Annotated in this window: 14 protein-coding genes; 6 read left to right on the forward strand and 8 right to left on the reverse strand. The window is 71.3% G+C overall.

Going from position 1 to position 15,157, the window contains the following annotated elements; translation table 11 throughout:
- Positions 1-11: 11 nt before the first annotated feature.
- Positions 12-1,019 carry an NADP-dependent oxidoreductase gene (locus AQJ64_RS34730; protein ID WP_079062122.1) on the reverse strand — a complete coding sequence of 336 codons (1,008 nt, stop codon included), beginning with the start codon at positions 1,017-1,019 and terminating at the stop codon, positions 12-14.
- Between the two features lie 235 nt (positions 1,020-1,254).
- On the opposite strand from AQJ64_RS34730, the gene AQJ64_RS34735 reads away from it, so the two are divergent.
- A complete protein-coding gene (locus tag AQJ64_RS34735) occupies positions 1,255-2,277 on the forward strand; it encodes a phosphotransferase family protein (protein WP_055634850.1) in 1,023 nt (340 codons plus the stop codon).
- A gap of 5 nt (positions 2,278-2,282) precedes the next feature.
- Positions 2,283-3,497: an acyl-CoA dehydrogenase family protein gene (locus AQJ64_RS34740; RefSeq protein ID WP_055634849.1), complete on the forward strand. Its 1,215-nt coding sequence runs from the start codon at positions 2,283-2,285 to the stop codon at positions 3,495-3,497.
- 62 nt (positions 3,498-3,559) lie between these two features.
- On the opposite strand, the gene AQJ64_RS34745 is transcribed toward AQJ64_RS34740, so the two are convergent.
- From AQJ64_RS34745 to AQJ64_RS34755, 3 genes are read right to left on the reverse strand one after another with little or no spacing between them, the layout of a single operon-like run.
- Positions 3,560-4,153: a TetR/AcrR family transcriptional regulator gene (locus AQJ64_RS34745; RefSeq protein WP_055634848.1), complete on the reverse strand. Its 594-nt coding sequence runs from the start codon at positions 4,151-4,153 to the stop codon at positions 3,560-3,562.
- A 26-nt stretch (positions 4,154-4,179) separates the two neighbouring features.
- A complete protein-coding gene (locus AQJ64_RS34750) occupies positions 4,180-5,844 on the reverse strand; it encodes a class I adenylate-forming enzyme family protein (RefSeq protein WP_055634859.1) in 1,665 nt (554 codons plus the stop codon).
- Complete coding sequence (locus AQJ64_RS34755; RefSeq protein WP_055634847.1) at positions 5,841-6,605, reverse strand: SDR family oxidoreductase; 765 nt, start codon at positions 6,603-6,605, stop codon at positions 5,841-5,843. The genes AQJ64_RS34750 and AQJ64_RS34755 overlap by 4 nt, the downstream gene beginning before the upstream one ends.
- Before the next feature lie 183 nt (positions 6,606-6,788).
- Here AQJ64_RS34755 and AQJ64_RS34760 point away from each other — a divergent pair, with 183 nt between their 5' ends.
- Positions 6,789-8,069, forward strand: coding sequence for a hypothetical protein (locus AQJ64_RS34760; RefSeq protein WP_055634846.1), 1,281 nt, complete (start codon positions 6,789-6,791; stop codon positions 8,067-8,069).
- A gap of 23 nt (positions 8,070-8,092) precedes the next feature.
- On the opposite strand, the gene AQJ64_RS34765 is transcribed toward AQJ64_RS34760, so the two are convergent.
- Complete coding sequence (locus AQJ64_RS34765; protein ID WP_055634845.1) at positions 8,093-10,882, reverse strand: penicillin acylase family protein; 2,790 nt, start codon at positions 10,880-10,882, stop codon at positions 8,093-8,095.
- 212 nt (positions 10,883-11,094) lie between these two features.
- Between AQJ64_RS34765 and AQJ64_RS34770 the strand changes: the two genes are divergently transcribed.
- Together AQJ64_RS34770 and AQJ64_RS34775 are read left to right on the forward strand one after the other, a co-directional pair.
- Positions 11,095-11,703, forward strand: coding sequence for a hypothetical protein (locus AQJ64_RS34770; RefSeq protein WP_055634844.1), 609 nt, complete (start codon positions 11,095-11,097; stop codon positions 11,701-11,703).
- A 198-nt stretch (positions 11,704-11,901) separates the two neighbouring features.
- Complete coding sequence (locus AQJ64_RS34775; RefSeq protein WP_055634843.1) at positions 11,902-12,978, forward strand: RNA ligase (ATP); 1,077 nt, start codon at positions 11,902-11,904, stop codon at positions 12,976-12,978.
- Positions 12,979-13,044: 66 nt separating this feature from the next.
- On the opposite strand, the gene soxR is transcribed toward AQJ64_RS34775, so the two are convergent.
- Positions 13,045-13,506, reverse strand: a complete 462-nt coding sequence (gene soxR, locus AQJ64_RS34780; RefSeq protein ID WP_055634842.1) for a redox-sensitive transcriptional activator SoxR — start codon at positions 13,504-13,506, stop codon at positions 13,045-13,047.
- Positions 13,507-13,588: 82 nt separating this feature from the next.
- On the opposite strand from soxR, the gene AQJ64_RS34785 reads away from it, so the two are divergent.
- Positions 13,589-14,050 carry a MaoC family dehydratase gene (locus AQJ64_RS34785; protein WP_055634841.1) on the forward strand — a complete coding sequence of 154 codons (462 nt, stop codon included), beginning with the start codon at positions 13,589-13,591 and terminating at the stop codon, positions 14,048-14,050.
- A gap of 27 nt (positions 14,051-14,077) precedes the next feature.
- Here AQJ64_RS34785 and AQJ64_RS34790 read toward each other — a convergent pair whose 3' ends face one another.
- Together AQJ64_RS34790 and AQJ64_RS34795 are read right to left on the reverse strand one after the other, a co-directional pair.
- Positions 14,078-14,704: a TetR/AcrR family transcriptional regulator gene (locus tag AQJ64_RS34790; protein WP_055634840.1), complete on the reverse strand. Its 627-nt coding sequence runs from the start codon at positions 14,702-14,704 to the stop codon at positions 14,078-14,080.
- 126 nt (positions 14,705-14,830) lie between these two features.
- Entirely contained in the window at positions 14,831-15,118 is a 288-nt protein-coding gene (locus tag AQJ64_RS34795) for a YiaA/YiaB family inner membrane protein (RefSeq protein WP_055634839.1), read from the reverse strand.
- Positions 15,119-15,157 lie beyond the last annotated feature (39 nt).

Below are 15,157 nucleotides of genomic sequence, written 5' to 3' on the forward strand. Positions count from 1 at the left end.
CGACACACGCCCTAGCCGTTCGCCCCGCCGTGGGATGCGCCGTCCGAGGCGCCGTCCGATACGCCGTCGGACGCGCCGTTGCGTTCGTCCTCCCCCGCCACCGTCACCACGATCTTGCCGCGGGCGCGTCCCCCCTGGCTCAGCCGGTGCGCGTCCGCCGCGCGTTCCAGCGGGAACGTCTCGCAGACGGGTACGGAGACCACGCCCTGTTCGACCAGCTCCGCCAGCCGGGTGAGGTCCTCGGCGTCCGGCCGTACGAAGCAGTAGACGCCGCCGTAGCCGACGACCTCACCGTCGGCGATCGAGGCCAGGCGGCCCTCCGGGGCCAGCAGCTGGGCGGAGACCTTCAGCGTGTCGCCGCCCACGGTGTCGAACACCGCGTCGACCCCTTCGGGGGCCAGCCCGCGCACCCGTTCGGCCAGCCCCTCGCCGTAGGTGACCGGCTCGCCGCCCAGCGAGCGCACGAAGTCGTGGTTGGCCTCGCTCGCCGTGCCGATCACACGGGCGCCGACGTGCCGGGCGAGCTGGACGGCGATCGAGCCGACGCCGCCGGCGGCCGCGTGGACGAGGACCGTCTCGCCCCGTCGGACCTTCAGCGCCCGGGTCAGCACCTGGTGGGCGGCGAGGCCGGTCAGGGGCAGTCCGGCCGCCTCCTCCCAGGTGAGGTTGCGGGGCTTGCGGGCGAGGGTGCGCACGGGGGCGGCGACGTACTCGGCGAAGGTGCCGCGGGAGAGGAAGTCCTCGCGGACGTATCCGACGACCTCGTCGCCGGCCGCGAACTCCGTGACGGCGACCCCCGGCCGGACGACCACACCGGAGAGGTCCCAGCCCGGGACCACGGGGAAGACCGCGTCGAGAACCCCGTCCAGATAGCCCTCGCGGCACTTCCAGTCGACGGGGTTGACGGACGCCGCCCGGACCTTGACCAGCACCGAGTCGGGGCCGACCTTGGGGTCGCGGATCTCGCCGTACTCGAGGACCTCGGGACCGCCGTAACGGCTGTAGCTGATGCCCTTCATGTCACCGACCTTCCGGGGTGACCGGGTGCCGCGCAACCCGGATGCCCGGACGGGAACGGCCGGAAGGACGGCCGGAAGGACGGCCGGAAAACCACCACCACGGCCGGTCCCGCTTCTGCCCGGGCGGCCGTCGGCCTAGGGTGGGCCCGATCACGTCGCGTGCCGCCACTGGACTACATACCGACCGGTCGGCATGATGGGCGGGTATCCTTCACCCGTCCGTAGGAGCGATGTCATGAGCCCCGACCACCCGCCAGGTCTCGACCTCGACCGGCTGCGCGCCCTGCTGGAGCGCGAGCGCCCCGGCCTGGTCGCCGGGCCCCTCACCGGCCGGCTGATCGAGGGCGGACGGTCGAACCTCACGTACGAGATCGGCGACGGTACGGGCAGGTGGGTCGTACGGCGGCCCCCGCTCGGCCATGTGCTGGCCACCGCGCACGACATGAAGCGCGAGCACCGGGTGATCAGCGCCCTGCACCCGACGAGCGTGCCGGTGCCGCGCCCAGTGCTGCTGTGCGAGGACGAGCAGGTCCTCGGATCGCCCTTCTACATCATGGAATTCGTCGAGGGCACCCCGTACCGCACGGCCGCCGAGCTGGCCCCGATCGGCGCGGAGCGCACCCGGGGCGCGCTGCTGTCGCTGGTGGACACGCTGGTGGAGCTGCACGCGGTGGACCCGGCCGAGGTGGGTCTGGCCGACTTCGGGCGCCCCGAGGGCTTCCTGGACCGCCAGCTCCGCCGCTGGGGCAAGCAGCTCGACGCCTCCCGCAGCCGCGACCTGGCCGGCATCGACGAGCTGCACGCGGCGCTCGGCCGTGAGCTGCCCTCCTCCCCCGCCCCGGCGGTCGTGCACGGCGACTACCGCCTCGACAACGTCCTGATCGGCACCGACGACCGCATCAAGGCGATCCTCGACTGGGAGATGTCGACGCTCGGCGACCCGCTGACCGACCTGGGCCTGCTGGTGATGTACAGCGTGCCGCTGGAGCTGCCGAACTCCCCCATCTCCACGACCGCCTCGGCCGCCGGGCACCCGTCGCCGGCCGAGCTGATCGAGCGGTACGCGGCGCGCTCGGGGCGCGATGTCTCGGCCGTCTCCTGGTACACGGCGTTCGCCTGGTTCAAGCTCGCCGTGATCCTGGAGGGCATCCACTACCGGTACACGCTGGGCCAGACGGTCGGGCGCGGCTTCGACCGGATCGGGGAGCTCGTCCCCGTCTTCATCGAGCACGGACTGACCACTCTTCAGGAAGGCTGACCGCCATGGACTTCGCGTTCGACGCGCGCACCGAGGAACTGCGCGGGAAGCTGCTCGCCTTCATGGACGAGTACGTCTACCCGGCCGAGGCCCTCGCGGAGGAGCAGCGGGCCGCCCTGGCGTCCCCCTGGGACACGCCGGCCGTGGTCGAGGAGCTGAAGGCGGAGGCGCGCAGGCAGGGCCTGTGGAACCTCTTCCTGCCCGACGCCGAGTACGGCGCGGGGCTCACCAACCTCCAGTACGCGCCGCTCGCCGAGATCACCGGCCGCTCCCCTCAGCTGGCGCCGACGGCCCTGAACTGCGCCGCTCCCGACACCGGGAACATGGAGGTGCTCACACAGTTCGGGGACGAGCAGCAGAAGAAGCAGTGGCTGGAGCCGCTGCTGGCGGGGGAGATCCGCTCGGCGTTCGCGATGACCGAGCCGGAGGTGGCCTCCTCCGACGCCACCAACATCACCACGCACATCCGGCGGGAGGGCGACGAGTACGTCATCACGGGCCGCAAGTGGTACATCTCCGGCGCGATGAACCCGGACTGCAAGATCTTCATCGTGATGGGCAAGACGGACCCCGAGGGCGCGGACATCCGCCGCCAGCAGTCCATGGTGCTCGTGCCGCGCGACACCCCGGGCGTCACCGTCAAGCGGGCCATGCAGGTGTTCGGCTACGAGGACCACTACCACGGCGGTCACGCCGAGGTGATCTTCGACGACGCACGCGTGCCGGTGACGAACCTGATCGGCGAGGAGGGCGGCGGCTTCGCCATCGCCCAGGCCCGGCTCGGTCCGGGCCGCATCCACCACTGCATGCGGCTGATCGGCATGGCGGAGCGGGCGATCGAGCTGATGTGCCGGCGGGCGGTGTCCCGGACGGCGTTCGGCAAGGCCCTCGGTCAGCAGGGTGTGGTGCACAACTGGATCGCCGACGCGCGCGTGACGGTCGAGCAGCTCCGGCTGCTGGTGCTCAAGACCGCCTGGAAGATGGACACGGTCGGCAACCGGGGCGCCCACACGGAGATCCAGGCCATCAAGATCGCCACGCCCCGCGCGGTCGTCGACATCATCGACCGGGCGATCCAGCTGCACGGCGCGGGAGGGGTCAGCCAGGACTTCCCGCTGGCCGAGCTGTACGCCGGGGCGCGCACGCTGATGATCGCGGACGGTCCGGACGAGGTGCACCAGCGGTCGCTGGCACGGCACGAGCTGAAGAAGTACCTGTAGGGCACGCGGTAAGGGGCGGTCGCCATGGACGACCGCCCCTTACCCACGCGTTCTCACGCGCTCTACGGCCGCAGGGCTCGCAGCAGCAGGTCCGCCAGGTGGTCGGCGACCTCCTGGGCGCCCATCGGGCCGTCCGGGCGGTACCACGTGGACAGGTGGTGGACGGAGCCGAAGTGGTAGTCCACCACCAGGTCGGCCGGGGTCGCCGTGGAGAAGACGCCGGCCTCCTGGCCCTCCTCGACGAGCGCCCGGAAGCGTTCGTGGTAGCGCCGGCGCGCGGCGCGGACCTGCTTGTTCTTCTCGGGGCTCAGATGGTGCATCGAGCGGAAGAAGATCATCGCGTCGTCGAGGTTCTCGATCGTCGTGACGACGACGTCGGCCGCCGCGCCCCGCAGCCGCTTCTCGATCGGCTCGTCGGCGTCGGCGAAGGCGTCCAGGCGTTCCTGCTGGACGCGCAGCACGCGCGCGTACACCTCGTGCAGCAGATCGTCCTTGGAACCGAAGTAGTGGTACAGCGCCCCCTTGGTGACGCCGGCCGCCTCGACGATCTCCTGTACGGAGGTCCGGTCGTAGCCCTGTTCGGCGAAGAGCCGGGTGGCGGCGGCGAGGAGCCGTTGCGGAACAGGGGCCTCCGAGCCGTCCGTCGTCCTGGGCACTGCCGCCACCTGCCTTCCTTCTCGTTCTACTGGTCGTGCGCGCGGGAACGCAGTTCCCGACGGAGGATCTTCCCACTCGCCGTCTTGGGCAGGTCGGGGAGGATCTCCACCTGACGCGGATATTTGTACGCCGCCAGTCTGTCCTTGCAGTAGGCGGCGAGCGTATCGGCATCCGCGTCCGCGCCGGGACGCAGGCTGATGTACGCCTTGACGGTCTCGCCCCGGTAGCCGTCGGGCACACCGACGACGGCGGCCTCGCGCACGGCGGGATGGGTGTACAGCACGTCCTCGACCTCGCGCGGCCAGACCTTGAAACCGGACGCGTTGATCATGTCCTTCTTGCGGTCGACGACGTACAGCCAGCCCCGCTCGTCCATGAACCCGATGTCACCGGTGCGCAGTTCGCCGTCGGGGAAGGCCTCGGCGGTCGCCTCGGGCCGCCGCCAGTAGCCGGGGACGACCTGCGGCCCCCGTACGACGATCTCGCCCTGTTCGCCGAAGGGCACCTCCTCGCCCCGGTCGTCGAGGATCCGTACGACGGTGTCGGGCCCCGGCAGGCCCACGGCGAGGGTGCCGGAGGCCGGGTCGACGGGCGCCTCGTGCTGGGGCGGGACGGAGGCGCAGGGCGCGGTGCACTCGGTGAGCCCGTAGCCGTTGCGGATGTACGGCCCGAAGCCCGCCCGGAACTTCTCCACCAGGGCCGGCGGCACGGGGGCGCCGCCGGAGGAGATGTTCACGAAGGAGGAGAAGTGCTCCCGGGTCGCGGCCGGGTGGGCGGCGAGCGCCATGAAGGCCGTGGAGGGGCCGACGGTGTAGTGCGGCCGGTGCTCGGCGAACGCCTCCAGCACGACGCCCGCCTCGAAGCGGTACGTCAGCACCAGGGTGCCCGCGCTGTTCAGACAGGCGCCGAGCTGGCAGACCATGCCCGTGATGTGGAACAGGGGCGCAAGGGCGTAGTAGACGGGCGCCTCGGGCAGAGGGAGCCCCCTGCTCTGCCGCTCGGTGTTGGCCATGATGTTGCCGTGCGTGTTGGTCGCGCCCTTGGGGGTGCCGCTGGTGCCCGAGGTGTAGCTGATCAGGGCGATGTCGGCGGGGGCGAGGCCCGGGAGTTCGGGAGCCTTGTGGCCGGCGCGGGCGACGGCGGTGAGGTCGTCGGCGTCCGGGGCCTGCGGCAGCCGTTCGAAGGTCAGCACCCGCGCGTCGCCACGGGTCTGGAAGTCCAGCTCGCAGGCGGTGAGCACGATCCGCACCGGCGAGCCGGCCGCCGTCTCGCGCAGATACGACTCCCAGGCCCGGTCGGCGCAGACCAGCGCGGCCACCTCGCCGTCCCGCAGGACGTGGGCGACCTCCCCCGCCTTGTACATGGGGTTGACCGGGACGACGATCGCGCCCGCCTTCCAGGCCCCGAACAGGGCGAGGACGAAGGCCGGGGAGTTCTGGAGCAGGACCGCCACCCGGTCGCCGCGCTCCAGGCCGCGCGCGGCGAGGTGCCCGGCGACGGAGTCGCTGAGCTCGTCCAGCTCGCGGTAGGTGAGCCGCCCGTCGAAGTAGGCGAGGGCGGTGCGGTCCGGGGCCTCGGCGACGGACCGGCGCAGCGCCCGCACCAGGGAGTCGGCGGGGTCGATCGGGGCCCGCTGGGCGTCGTCGAGCAGGGCCACCCAGGGCTTGGCCGCGTAACGCGAGGCGGTCACCCGGCGGCCTCCCACTTCTGCTGGAGGTGGTTCATGTTGCCCAGCCAGCGATCGGGTTCGGCGGCGCGCACCTGGTAGTAACCGGCGACCTCGGGGTGCGGCAGGATCAGGAACCGGTCCTCCTCGATGCCCTTGAACAGGGCGTCCGCCACGTCCTCCGGCTCGATCGCGGTCGGCTTGAGCACCAGGTCGCCCGCGCTGCCGGTGGCGTCCAGCATGTCGGTGCGCACGCCCTGCGGACAGATCGCGTGGACCTTGATCCCGCGGTGGCGGTAGGTGAGCGAGAGCCACTCGGCGAAGGCGTACGCGCCGTGCTTGGTGACGCTGTACGGCGCGGCGCCGATCATCGTGAGCAGTCCGGCGGCGGAGACGGTGGAGACGAACCGCCCGCCGCCCCGCTCCAGCCAGTCCGGCAGCAGGGCGTGGGCCGCCCGCACATGGGCCATGACATTGACGTCCCAGGCCTGCGCCCACACGGCCTCGCCGGCCGCCTCCGAACCGCCGGAGGCGACTCCCGCGTTGGCGCAGTAGACGTCCACGGTGCCGCCGAGCGCCTCCCGGGCGGGGCCGACGATCGCCGAGGCGTCCCCGGGCACGGCGATCCCGCCGATCTCGTCGGCGACGGCCCGCGCCCGCCCCGCGTCCAGGTCGTTGACGACGACTCTGGCCCCCTCGGCGGCGAAGCGACGGGCCAGCGCGGCCCCGATGCCACCCCCCGCCCCGGTGACGACCACTCCAGCACCCTGCACGGCTTCCACCATCGGTCTCCTTCGACACGACGCGACTCGGCTCAGCGCCAGACTAACCGGTCGGTATGTACCAGGGAAGGGTGGCCGTGACGATGCGGGCGCCCGGTGGCGGGATGAGCGTGACGTATGGCCAAGTTCGCCGGTTAGCAGGACGATACGCCGCACATCGCACTGCCCCGGGGGACGGGAGCCACCATGGCACAACCGACGATGAGCGTGAGCCCGTACTGGGAACTGACCTTCGACGCGGACGGCGACGCGGACACCGCACAGCGCGACCGTCTGCTGACCGGCGCGAAACAGCGGAAGATCCGCGACCTGATCCTCTTCTCGCACGGCTGGAACAACGACCGCACCGGCGCCACCCGCCTCTACAGCGGCTTCTTCGCACCGATCCCCGCCCTCGCCCCGCCGACCGCGAGGATCGGCTACGCGGGCGTGGTGTGGCCGTCGATGCGGTTCTGCGACGAGCCGATCCCCGACTTCCCGCACCCGGCGGCGGCGCTGGGGACCCCGGGGCTGGACGACGGCACCCGGCACGCGCTCCTGGAGACCTTCCCCGGCAGGGCGACCGTGGTCGAGAGCATCGTACGGCTGCTGGAGCAGCGGCCGCCGGAGGCGAGCGAGCTGGAGGAGTTCGGCCGGCTGGTGCGGGAGCTGGTGGACGCGGTCCCGCCGGGCCCGCAGGCGCCGTTCGCCGCCGACACGCTCGCCGAGGGCGTGCCGCAGGACGAGCCGGAGATGTTCACCGGGTCGACGGCTGCCGCCTGCACCGCGTTCGCGACGGCCCTGGCCGGCCTCGACGGCGACGGCGAGGTGCGCGGCTTCGCGCTGCCCAACCCCTGGGACGGGGCGAAGGAACTGCTGCGGCAGGCGACGTACTACGCGATGAAACGGCGCGCGGGGACGGTCGGCGAACGAGGGCTCGGGCCGCTGATCGGACGGCTGGCCAAGGCGGCGCCCGGGGTGCGGGTGCACCTGGTGGGGCACAGCTTCGGCGGACGGCTGGTGTCGTTCGCGCTGCGCGGGCTGCCCGAGGGGGTGCGCGCGGTGAAGTCGGTGACGCTGCTCCAGGGCGCCTTCTCGCACTACGCGTTCGCCGCGCAAGGAGTGCTCCAGGGGCACCAGAACCGGATCGACGGCCCCCTGGTGTGCTGCTACTCGCGGTTCGACCAGGCGCTGAGCACGATGTATCCGCTGGCCTCCCGGATGGCCGGCGACGACCGGGGGCTGATCGGGGAGGTGCTGGGCGCCGAGTGGGGCGCCATGGGCCACGACGGGGTGCAGTCGGTGCCGGACACGCGCGCGTACCGGCTCGCCGAGGTGCTGGCCCCCGGGAGACTGCCGGCCTCGGGGTGCGTGAACGTCGACGCGGCCGAGGTGGTCCGGAGGGGCGGGGCGCCGGCCGGGGCGCACAGTGACATCGTGCACCCCGAGCTGGCACGGGTGGTGCTGGCGGCGGGCCGCATCACCTAGGACGCGGCCCGCCGTCGTAGCGCCTAGCGGTGGGACGTGAACTCGACCACCTGCTGGAAGGTGGGCCGGTTCTGCCAGCTGATGTTGTAGTGCTTGATGCCGCCCAGGGTGCGCTGGACGATCGAGTCGGCGCACCACTGGTCGCCCGCCGAGCACAGGGTGTCACCCGGGTAGACCTGGGCCGCGGTCTTGCCGGCCGCCGTCTTCAGGGTGCTGATCAGGACGTCCCGGCAGCCGCTGAGCGTGCCGCCGCCGCAGTACTTCTGCGTCAGGCCGCCCTGCACCGTCTGACCGAGCACGGCCCGGATGTCCTTGTCGACATAGCTCCACCAGCCGTACTGGAAGGAGCTTCCGGCGTGCGCCCCGGTCGGGCCGTGGGCGGCCGACGGGGACTCGTCGATCGGCAGGTTGGCGGTGAACGCGGTGTACAGGTCGGTGCCGAGTCCGGGTTCGAACTCGCCCTGGACCAGCAGCGGCCACCAGGCGTCCAGGATGCGGATCGCGTCGGCGTTGGCGTAGGTCTTCGAGCCGGCCGAGGTCTCGGTGCGCTTGCCGCCCGCGGTCAGCCAGGTCTGGAGCTTGGTCACCGCCGCCGCGGCGGTGGAGTCGGTGACCGTGGAGCTGTTGATCACCTTCAGCAGGTTGGGCAGGACGGCCTCGGCGCGCAGATCCGCGAGGGAGGCGTCCGCCATCGCCTTCACCAGGGAGGCCCGGGTGACCCCGCCGGCCGCGACCAGCGCCTTGACCCGGCTCTCCAGGAGGTTGCCGCGGTGCACGGAGCCGTCGCCCCAGGAGGCCGTGGTGTAGTTCAGGGCCTGTTTGTTGTTCCAGGAGATGTAGTAGTCCTGGTCGATGGAGTTGGGGTGCTCCGAGGCCGTGGTGTAGGTGGCCGTGTTGGTGGCCGGCACCCAGTTCTTCCACTCGTACGCCGCCTGCGCCCACACCGGGAACTCGGAGTCGACGCCGGTCGCGCGCACCGGGTTGTCACCGCTGTTGTAGTACGCGGTGTGCGTGGAGTCGGCGTAGAACCAGTTGAAGGTGTAGTTGATGTGCTGCACCGCGCTCTGGAACGTCTGCGGGCTCTTGACGTAGTCCGGGTCGTTCAGCATCTGGAAGCCGATGATGGAGTCGGCCTCGTGCATGAACGACGAGCGCAGGGTGGTGTAGGCGACCTTCTTGCCGCCGACGGTCGCCCGGTACTCCACGGGGCCGTACTTGGTGCGGTACACCCGCATCGTGTACGAGCCCGCCGCGGTGGCGTCGGCGGTGGTCGGCTTCCAGGAGTTCTTCTGCTCGACCACGTCCATGGCCGTGCAGGTGCCGTGGTACAGGTAGTGGTAGTCGTCCTGGCACAGTTCGACCGCGTAGGTGTCGATGATGTCCTGGCCGGAGGTCGTGGCGGACCACGAGTAGTCCTGGCCGCGGCCCAGTTCGACGTACATGCTCAGCCCCGCGAAGGAGGCGCCGCGGGCGCTGATGCCCGGGCCCTGGATCTCCTGGAGCATGAGCAGCTGCGGGGCGAAGTAGCCGGTCTGCGGTCCGAAGACGGCGATCGGGTGGCCGCTCGCGGTGTACTTGCCGCTCACGACGAGGGCGTTGGACATACCGCGCTTCGCCGAGCTGAGGGCGGTCGCGGTGGCCGCCGCGGCGGTGGCGGAGGCGCTCTGGTCGCCGCCGGTGCCGGTGGCGTCGTAGACCAGCGGCTGGGTGCTGACCGAGCCGGAGTCCGGCAGCGCCTGGCCCTGCGCGGTGTCGGGCTTGGCGCCGTACGGGAAGCTCTCGCCGTTGTGGACGGTGAGGACGGCCTCGGGGTCGTTGCGCTCGCGGAACGCCTCCCAGGCCTTGGTGCCCTCGGTCACGCCGTACTTCTCCTGCGCCTCGAGCAGCGAGATGGCGTTGTTGACCTCGCCGCCGCCGCCGGAACCGAAGAGCGCGCCGATCACCGAGGCGAGCGCCACCATGTCGGTGATCTTGAAGTGGTCGATGGTGCCCGCGTTGGTGATTGAGTCCTTGTGGCCGGTCAGGACGTACTCACCGGGGAAGTAGCGACCGCTGTCGGAGGCGTCGATGTAGGAGTTGATGCCGTCGAGGTAGGCGTTCGCGTCCGCGAGGGCCTGTTGGCCGCGGGTGCCGTTGGTCGCGACGGCGTTGTCGATCTGGGCCTGGAGGTCTGCCTCGGTGTACGGAGCGTTGCGCCAGAACTGCTGCTCGAGACCCTGGTTGGAGGGGTCGCCGCCGGCGAAGGTGGTGAGCTGGCCGCGGCCGACGTGGCGGAAGACGTCCATCAGCCACAGCCGGTCCTGGGCGGCGGCATACCCGGCGCCGAACTCGGTGCCGTATCTGGTGGTACCGGTGATGTGCGGAACGCCCGTCTTCTTGTCGCGGACGATCTTCACATCGGTGCGGCCGGCGGGACTCAGGGTGGAGGCGACTTGATCGGAAGCGACACCGAACGACGCGTCGTTGAAGAAGGTGTTGATCGTGGCGTTGGTGAGACCGGAGTAGCCCTTGGCCAGGTTGGCGTAGGGGCCGAGCTGGTCCTCGGCGTGGTCGGGCTGGGTGCCGAAGGCCTGGTTGAGCAGGATCTGCGCGAGGGTGGCGTTGCCGTTCTCGCCGGGCGGCAGGATGTCGGAACACTGGCCGCCGCAGTAGTCGTTCGCCGCGGTGGCGTCGGCCGCCGCGGCGGTCGTCTGGGCAAGGGGCGACAAAAGACCGGCAATGAGGGCGCATACGGATGCGGTCTTCAGGAACCCGGGGAATCTGCCGGGAGTTCTCAGTCTGTCGAGAGTGAAGCGGGGGGTTCGCCGTGGCATCGGCTGCTCCTAGCGACGCGGGGGAATCGGCGGAAGGTTACCGGCGGTATCCCCGGGATTGAAGATGAACATGCGTCAAGTTTTCGGCAGGTGGCGGTCACCGGAGATCGGAGGGAGCCGAATCGCATGTCGATACGTCTATTCGACGACGTCCGTACGACGACGCCGAAGTGACCGAAGTACAGGTGCAGATGTGACGGAGGTGCAAGGCGATGGCGGGTTTCCGGAGTCTGGCGAGACAGGTGCGAGACCCTCGGTGCGATCTGGCACTGCGGCGTTACTCGCTCCGCAAGTGCCTTGAGCGGTTCGCCCCCTACGGGCACAGGGCGACCTGGGACCATCTCTGCTCCCGGGCCGGGTTCGGACCCGAGGACCGCTCCCCCGACCCGGCGCGGCTCGTGGCCGCGTTGGACGAGCTGGAGGAGGCGCGGGTGGTCTGGCTGGCCTATGAGGTCGAGTTCGCCGAGCGCCGCAAGAAGGAGAAGCACGACGGGCTGCGCAGGCCGGGCAGTGTCGACGACTGGCACCGGCTCACCTGGGGCGGCTTCGGCGTGGCGTGGTGCGACGACCCGCGGGTCCACCCCCGTGCGCCGCTGGCCGAGGTGCTGCGCCGGCTGATCAGCGCGCTGGAGCGGGAACCGGGCCACTCCTGCCCGGTCTGCGGCGGGGAACGCCTCCGGTGGAAGTACGACCTGGACCACGAACCGTCGTCGGGTCCGGTCTGCACGGACTGCGGCATCCTCGTGCCGCGGCCCGTCCTCACCCCCGAGGCGCTGGCGTACGCCCGGCGCGGACGACTGCTGGTGTCGGTGTCCGCCTGAGGTCCCCCTGAGAGCACGGGAGCACGAGCACACCGGGGGTGCGCCGGGGATGCCGCACCCCCTCCGTCACGTTCGGGACGCGCCGCGCCGCGCCGCGCACAGGGGCCATAGCAGGTTCTAAACGGTTCGCTCCAGCCCTTTCCCCCCAGGAGAGTTGGGGGTGATGAAACCGAGCTGAGAAACCGAAGGAGCCCCTCGATGTCGACGCTGCGCGTCACCGCCGAAGTCCTGACCGTGCACGAGCACCCCAACGCCGACGCCCTCGAACTGGCCCAGGTCGGCCTGTACCGGGCCGTCGTCGCCAAGGGCGCGTACCGCACCGGCGAGGCCGCCCTCTACATCCCCGAGCAGGCGGTGCTGCCGCCGGCGCTGGTCGAGGAGCTGGGGCTCACCGGGCGGCTGGCGGGCAGCCGGTCGGACCGGGTGAAGGCGGTCCGGCTGCGGGGCGAGCTGTCGCAGGGGATCGTGTGCCGGCCCAGCGCGCTGGCGGAGGTCGATCTGGTGCGGGCGGCCGCGGAGGGCACCGACTTCGCGGAGCGGCTCGGCATCGTGAAGTGGGTACCGCCGATCCCGCCCACCATGAATGGGGACGTCGAGGCGGCGGCGGATCTGCTGCCGTGGGTCGACATCGAGAACATCCAGCGCTACCCCGGCATCTTCGAGCCCGGCGAGCCCGTGGTCCTCACCGAGAAGCTGCACGGCTCGGCGTGCCTGCTGACGTACGTCGCCGGCGACGAGCGGGTGTACGTGTCCTCGAAGGGCTTCGGGGCGAAGTCGCTGGCGCTGACGGAGGATCCGCGGAACCTGTACTGGCGGGCGGTGCGCGGCCACGGCGTCCCCGAGGCGGCGGCCCGCATCGCCGAGCGGCTCGGGGCGCGGCGGGTCGGTGTCTTCGGGGAGGTGTTCGGCGCGGGGGTGCAGGACCTGACGTACGGCGCGGACGGACGGCGCGAGACCCTCGGGTACGCGGTGTTCGACGTGTCCGTGGAGGTCGGGGGTGTGGTGCGGTGGCTGGACACGGCGGAGGTGACGGGGCTGCTGGAGGGGGAACTGCCGCTGGTGCCACGGCTGTTCGAGGGACCGTACGACAGCGGGGCCGTCCTCGGGATCGCGACCGGGCGGGAGACCGTGTCCGGGCGCGGGCTGCATCTGCGGGAGGGCGTGGTGATCCGGCCCGCGGTCGAGCGGTACAGCGCGGTGACCGGCGGGCGGGCGATCGCGAAGGCGGTGAGCGGGGCGTATCTGACGCGGAAGGGGGGGACGGAGTACGAGTGACCCCGAGTCGGTCCGGGCCGGGGGCGGGTCGCGCGGCCCGGCGCCGACGGGGTGCCGCCGCGCCTCCTACTTCCGCCGCTCCCCCAGCAACCGTGACCCCGTGAGCCGGTCGCCGAACACGTCGTCCGGATTGGACAGCACACAGGTGTCCAGGGACAGGCAGCCGCAGCCGATGCAGTCGGTGAGGTGGTCGCGGAGGCGGTTGAGCTGCTGGATGCGCCGGTCCAGTTCGGCCCGCCACCGCCCGGAGAGCCGCGCCCAGTCCTCCCGGGTGGGCGTGCGCTCCTCGGGGAGTTCCAGGAGCGCCTCGCGGATCGTGGCGAGGGGGATCCCGACCCGCTGGGCGGCGCGCACGAAGGCGACCCTGCGGAGCGTGTCGCGGTGGTAGCGGCGCTGGTTGCCCGCGGTACGGCGGCTGGTGATCAGCCCCTTGGACTCGTAGAAGTGCAGCGCGGAGACGGCGGCACCGCTGCGCGCGGCGAGCTGCCCGACCGTGAGCTCGTGAACCTTCTCGGGAATCTGCGGCACCCCTCGAACCCTACCGCCCCGTCCGCTACCATGCTAAGCAGTTGCTTAGCAGATGAGACCGCGCGAGAGGGCCCGAGACGACATGGCAGAGCCGAGGATCTTCACGTCCGCCGAGGAACTGAGGGCGGCGGTGGGCGAGCAGCTGGGGTACACCGACTGGCTGGAGATCGACCAGAAGCGGATCGACCTGTTCGCCGACGCCACCGGTGACCACCAGTGGATCCACATCGACCCGGAGAAGGCCGCGGCGGGCCCGTTCGGGACCACCATCGCCCACGGCTATCTGACGCTGTCCCTGCTGCCGCTGTTCGGGCCGCAGCTGATCACGGTCGAGAACGTGAAGATGGGCGTCAACTACGGGACGAACAAGGTGCGTTTCCCCTCGCCCGTCCCGGTCGGCTCCCGGCTGCGCGCCACCGCGACGATCACCGGCGTCGAGGACGTCACCGGCGGTGTCCAGGTCACCATCGCCTTCAGCGTGGAGCGCGAGGGCGGGGACAAGCCGGTGTGCGTCGCGGAGTCCGTCTCCCGCTACTACCTCTAGGCCCCTTCCGGACTCCGGTCGCGACCCCTACTCCGCCGCGCCCACCATCCGCAGCACGAGGTCGGCGTAGAGCGCGCCGACCTCTTCGGGTGTGCGGGGACCCTCGATGTTGAACCAGCGGGCCACGTCGATGCACAGGGAGAGCACGGCGAGCGTGGTGCCGTGCACGTCGATGACCTGGAACTCCCCCGCCGCCACACCGTCCTGGATGATCCCGCGCACCTCGGCGTCGACCTGCCGGCGCAGTCCGAGGATCTCGGCGCGGGCGTCGGGGCCGAGGGCGTCCAGTTCGTACTGGACGACCCGGGCCGTGGTGCGCCGCCCGGCGTGCCAGCGGACGAAGGAGCTCACGGCCTCCGCGAGCCGCCGGGTCGCGCTGCCCTCACCGGCCGCCGCCGTGCGCAGGATGTCCAGCGCGCGGTCGTGACCGATCCGGCTGATGCGGTGGAGCAGCTCTTCCTTCGTCTTGTAGTGGATGTAGAGGGCGGCCGGGCTCATGCCCGCGCGTCCCGCGATGTCACGGGTCGTCGTCGCGTGGTAGCCGCGTTCGGCGAAGGCCTCCACCGCGGCGACGAGCAGTCGCCGGGCCGCGTCAGGGGTGACCTCGTCCCACGGCTCGATCTCGCCGCCGGCCGTCTCCTGAGCCGTACTCATCCCTCGCTCGCCCCTCTCGGTACAGTCGCTCCACCATACCGCCGAAGGTGAGCGGCCGCTTAGAGTGGCCGCTCAGCCGAGGGGAAACCCTCGGATCCCGCGGCACTCGCCCTACCCGCGGCACTCTCAGATCTTCTCGAAGGGGTCGTGCTCGGCGAGCAGCTTCTCCAGCCGGGCCTGGTCGACCCGGCTCACGATCGTCCCCGCCTCCTGCCGGTCACGGATCACCTTCGCCAGGGTGAAGGAGGAGGTCACCAGGTACAGGACCGCGACGGCCAGGAACGCGCGCACCCAGGCGTCGGCGTTCATCCGGTAGATCCCGATCGCCGTGGCCGCCATGGCGACGGCGAAGGACGCGACGGCCTGCCCGTAGAACGCGGCCGTGTTCTGCTGTTTGACCGGTGTGTCACTCATGGGCGACAGAATCCCGCCGATGTGGCGTGTACCACATCC

The sequence above is a fragment of the Streptomyces griseoruber genome (assembly GCF_001514205.1).
Lineage (GTDB): Bacteria > Actinomycetota > Actinomycetes > Streptomycetales > Streptomycetaceae > Streptomyces > Streptomyces griseoruber.

Excerpts from the sequence above, each read along its gene's own strand:
- AQJ64_RS34740 (WP_055634849.1), top strand. The coding sequence starts at position 2,283 with ATGGACTTCGCGTTCGACGCGCGCACCGAGGAACTGCGCGGGAAGCTG.
- AQJ64_RS34795 (WP_055634839.1), bottom strand. The coding sequence starts at position 15,118 with ATGAGTGACACACCGGTCAAACAGCAGAACACGGCCGCGTTCTACGGG.
- AQJ64_RS34775 (WP_055634843.1), top strand. The coding sequence starts at position 11,902 with ATGTCGACGCTGCGCGTCACCGCCGAAGTCCTGACCGTGCACGAGCAC.
- AQJ64_RS34730 (WP_079062122.1), bottom strand. The coding sequence starts at position 1,019 with ATGAAGGGCATCAGCTACAGCCGTTACGGCGGTCCCGAGGTCCTCGAG.
- AQJ64_RS34785 (WP_055634841.1), top strand. The coding sequence starts at position 13,589 with ATGGCAGAGCCGAGGATCTTCACGTCCGCCGAGGAACTGAGGGCGGCG.
- AQJ64_RS34790 (WP_055634840.1), bottom strand. The coding sequence starts at position 14,704 with ATGAGTACGGCTCAGGAGACGGCCGGCGGCGAGATCGAGCCGTGGGAC.
- AQJ64_RS34735 (WP_055634850.1), top strand. The coding sequence starts at position 1,255 with ATGAGCCCCGACCACCCGCCAGGTCTCGACCTCGACCGGCTGCGCGCC.
- AQJ64_RS34760 (WP_055634846.1), top strand. The coding sequence starts at position 6,789 with ATGGCACAACCGACGATGAGCGTGAGCCCGTACTGGGAACTGACCTTC.
- AQJ64_RS34770 (WP_055634844.1), top strand. The coding sequence starts at position 11,095 with ATGGCGGGTTTCCGGAGTCTGGCGAGACAGGTGCGAGACCCTCGGTGC.
- AQJ64_RS34755 (WP_055634847.1), bottom strand. The coding sequence starts at position 6,605 with ATGGTGGAAGCCGTGCAGGGTGCTGGAGTGGTCGTCACCGGGGCGGGG.
- AQJ64_RS34765 (WP_055634845.1), bottom strand. The coding sequence starts at position 10,882 with ATGCCACGGCGAACCCCCCGCTTCACTCTCGACAGACTGAGAACTCCC.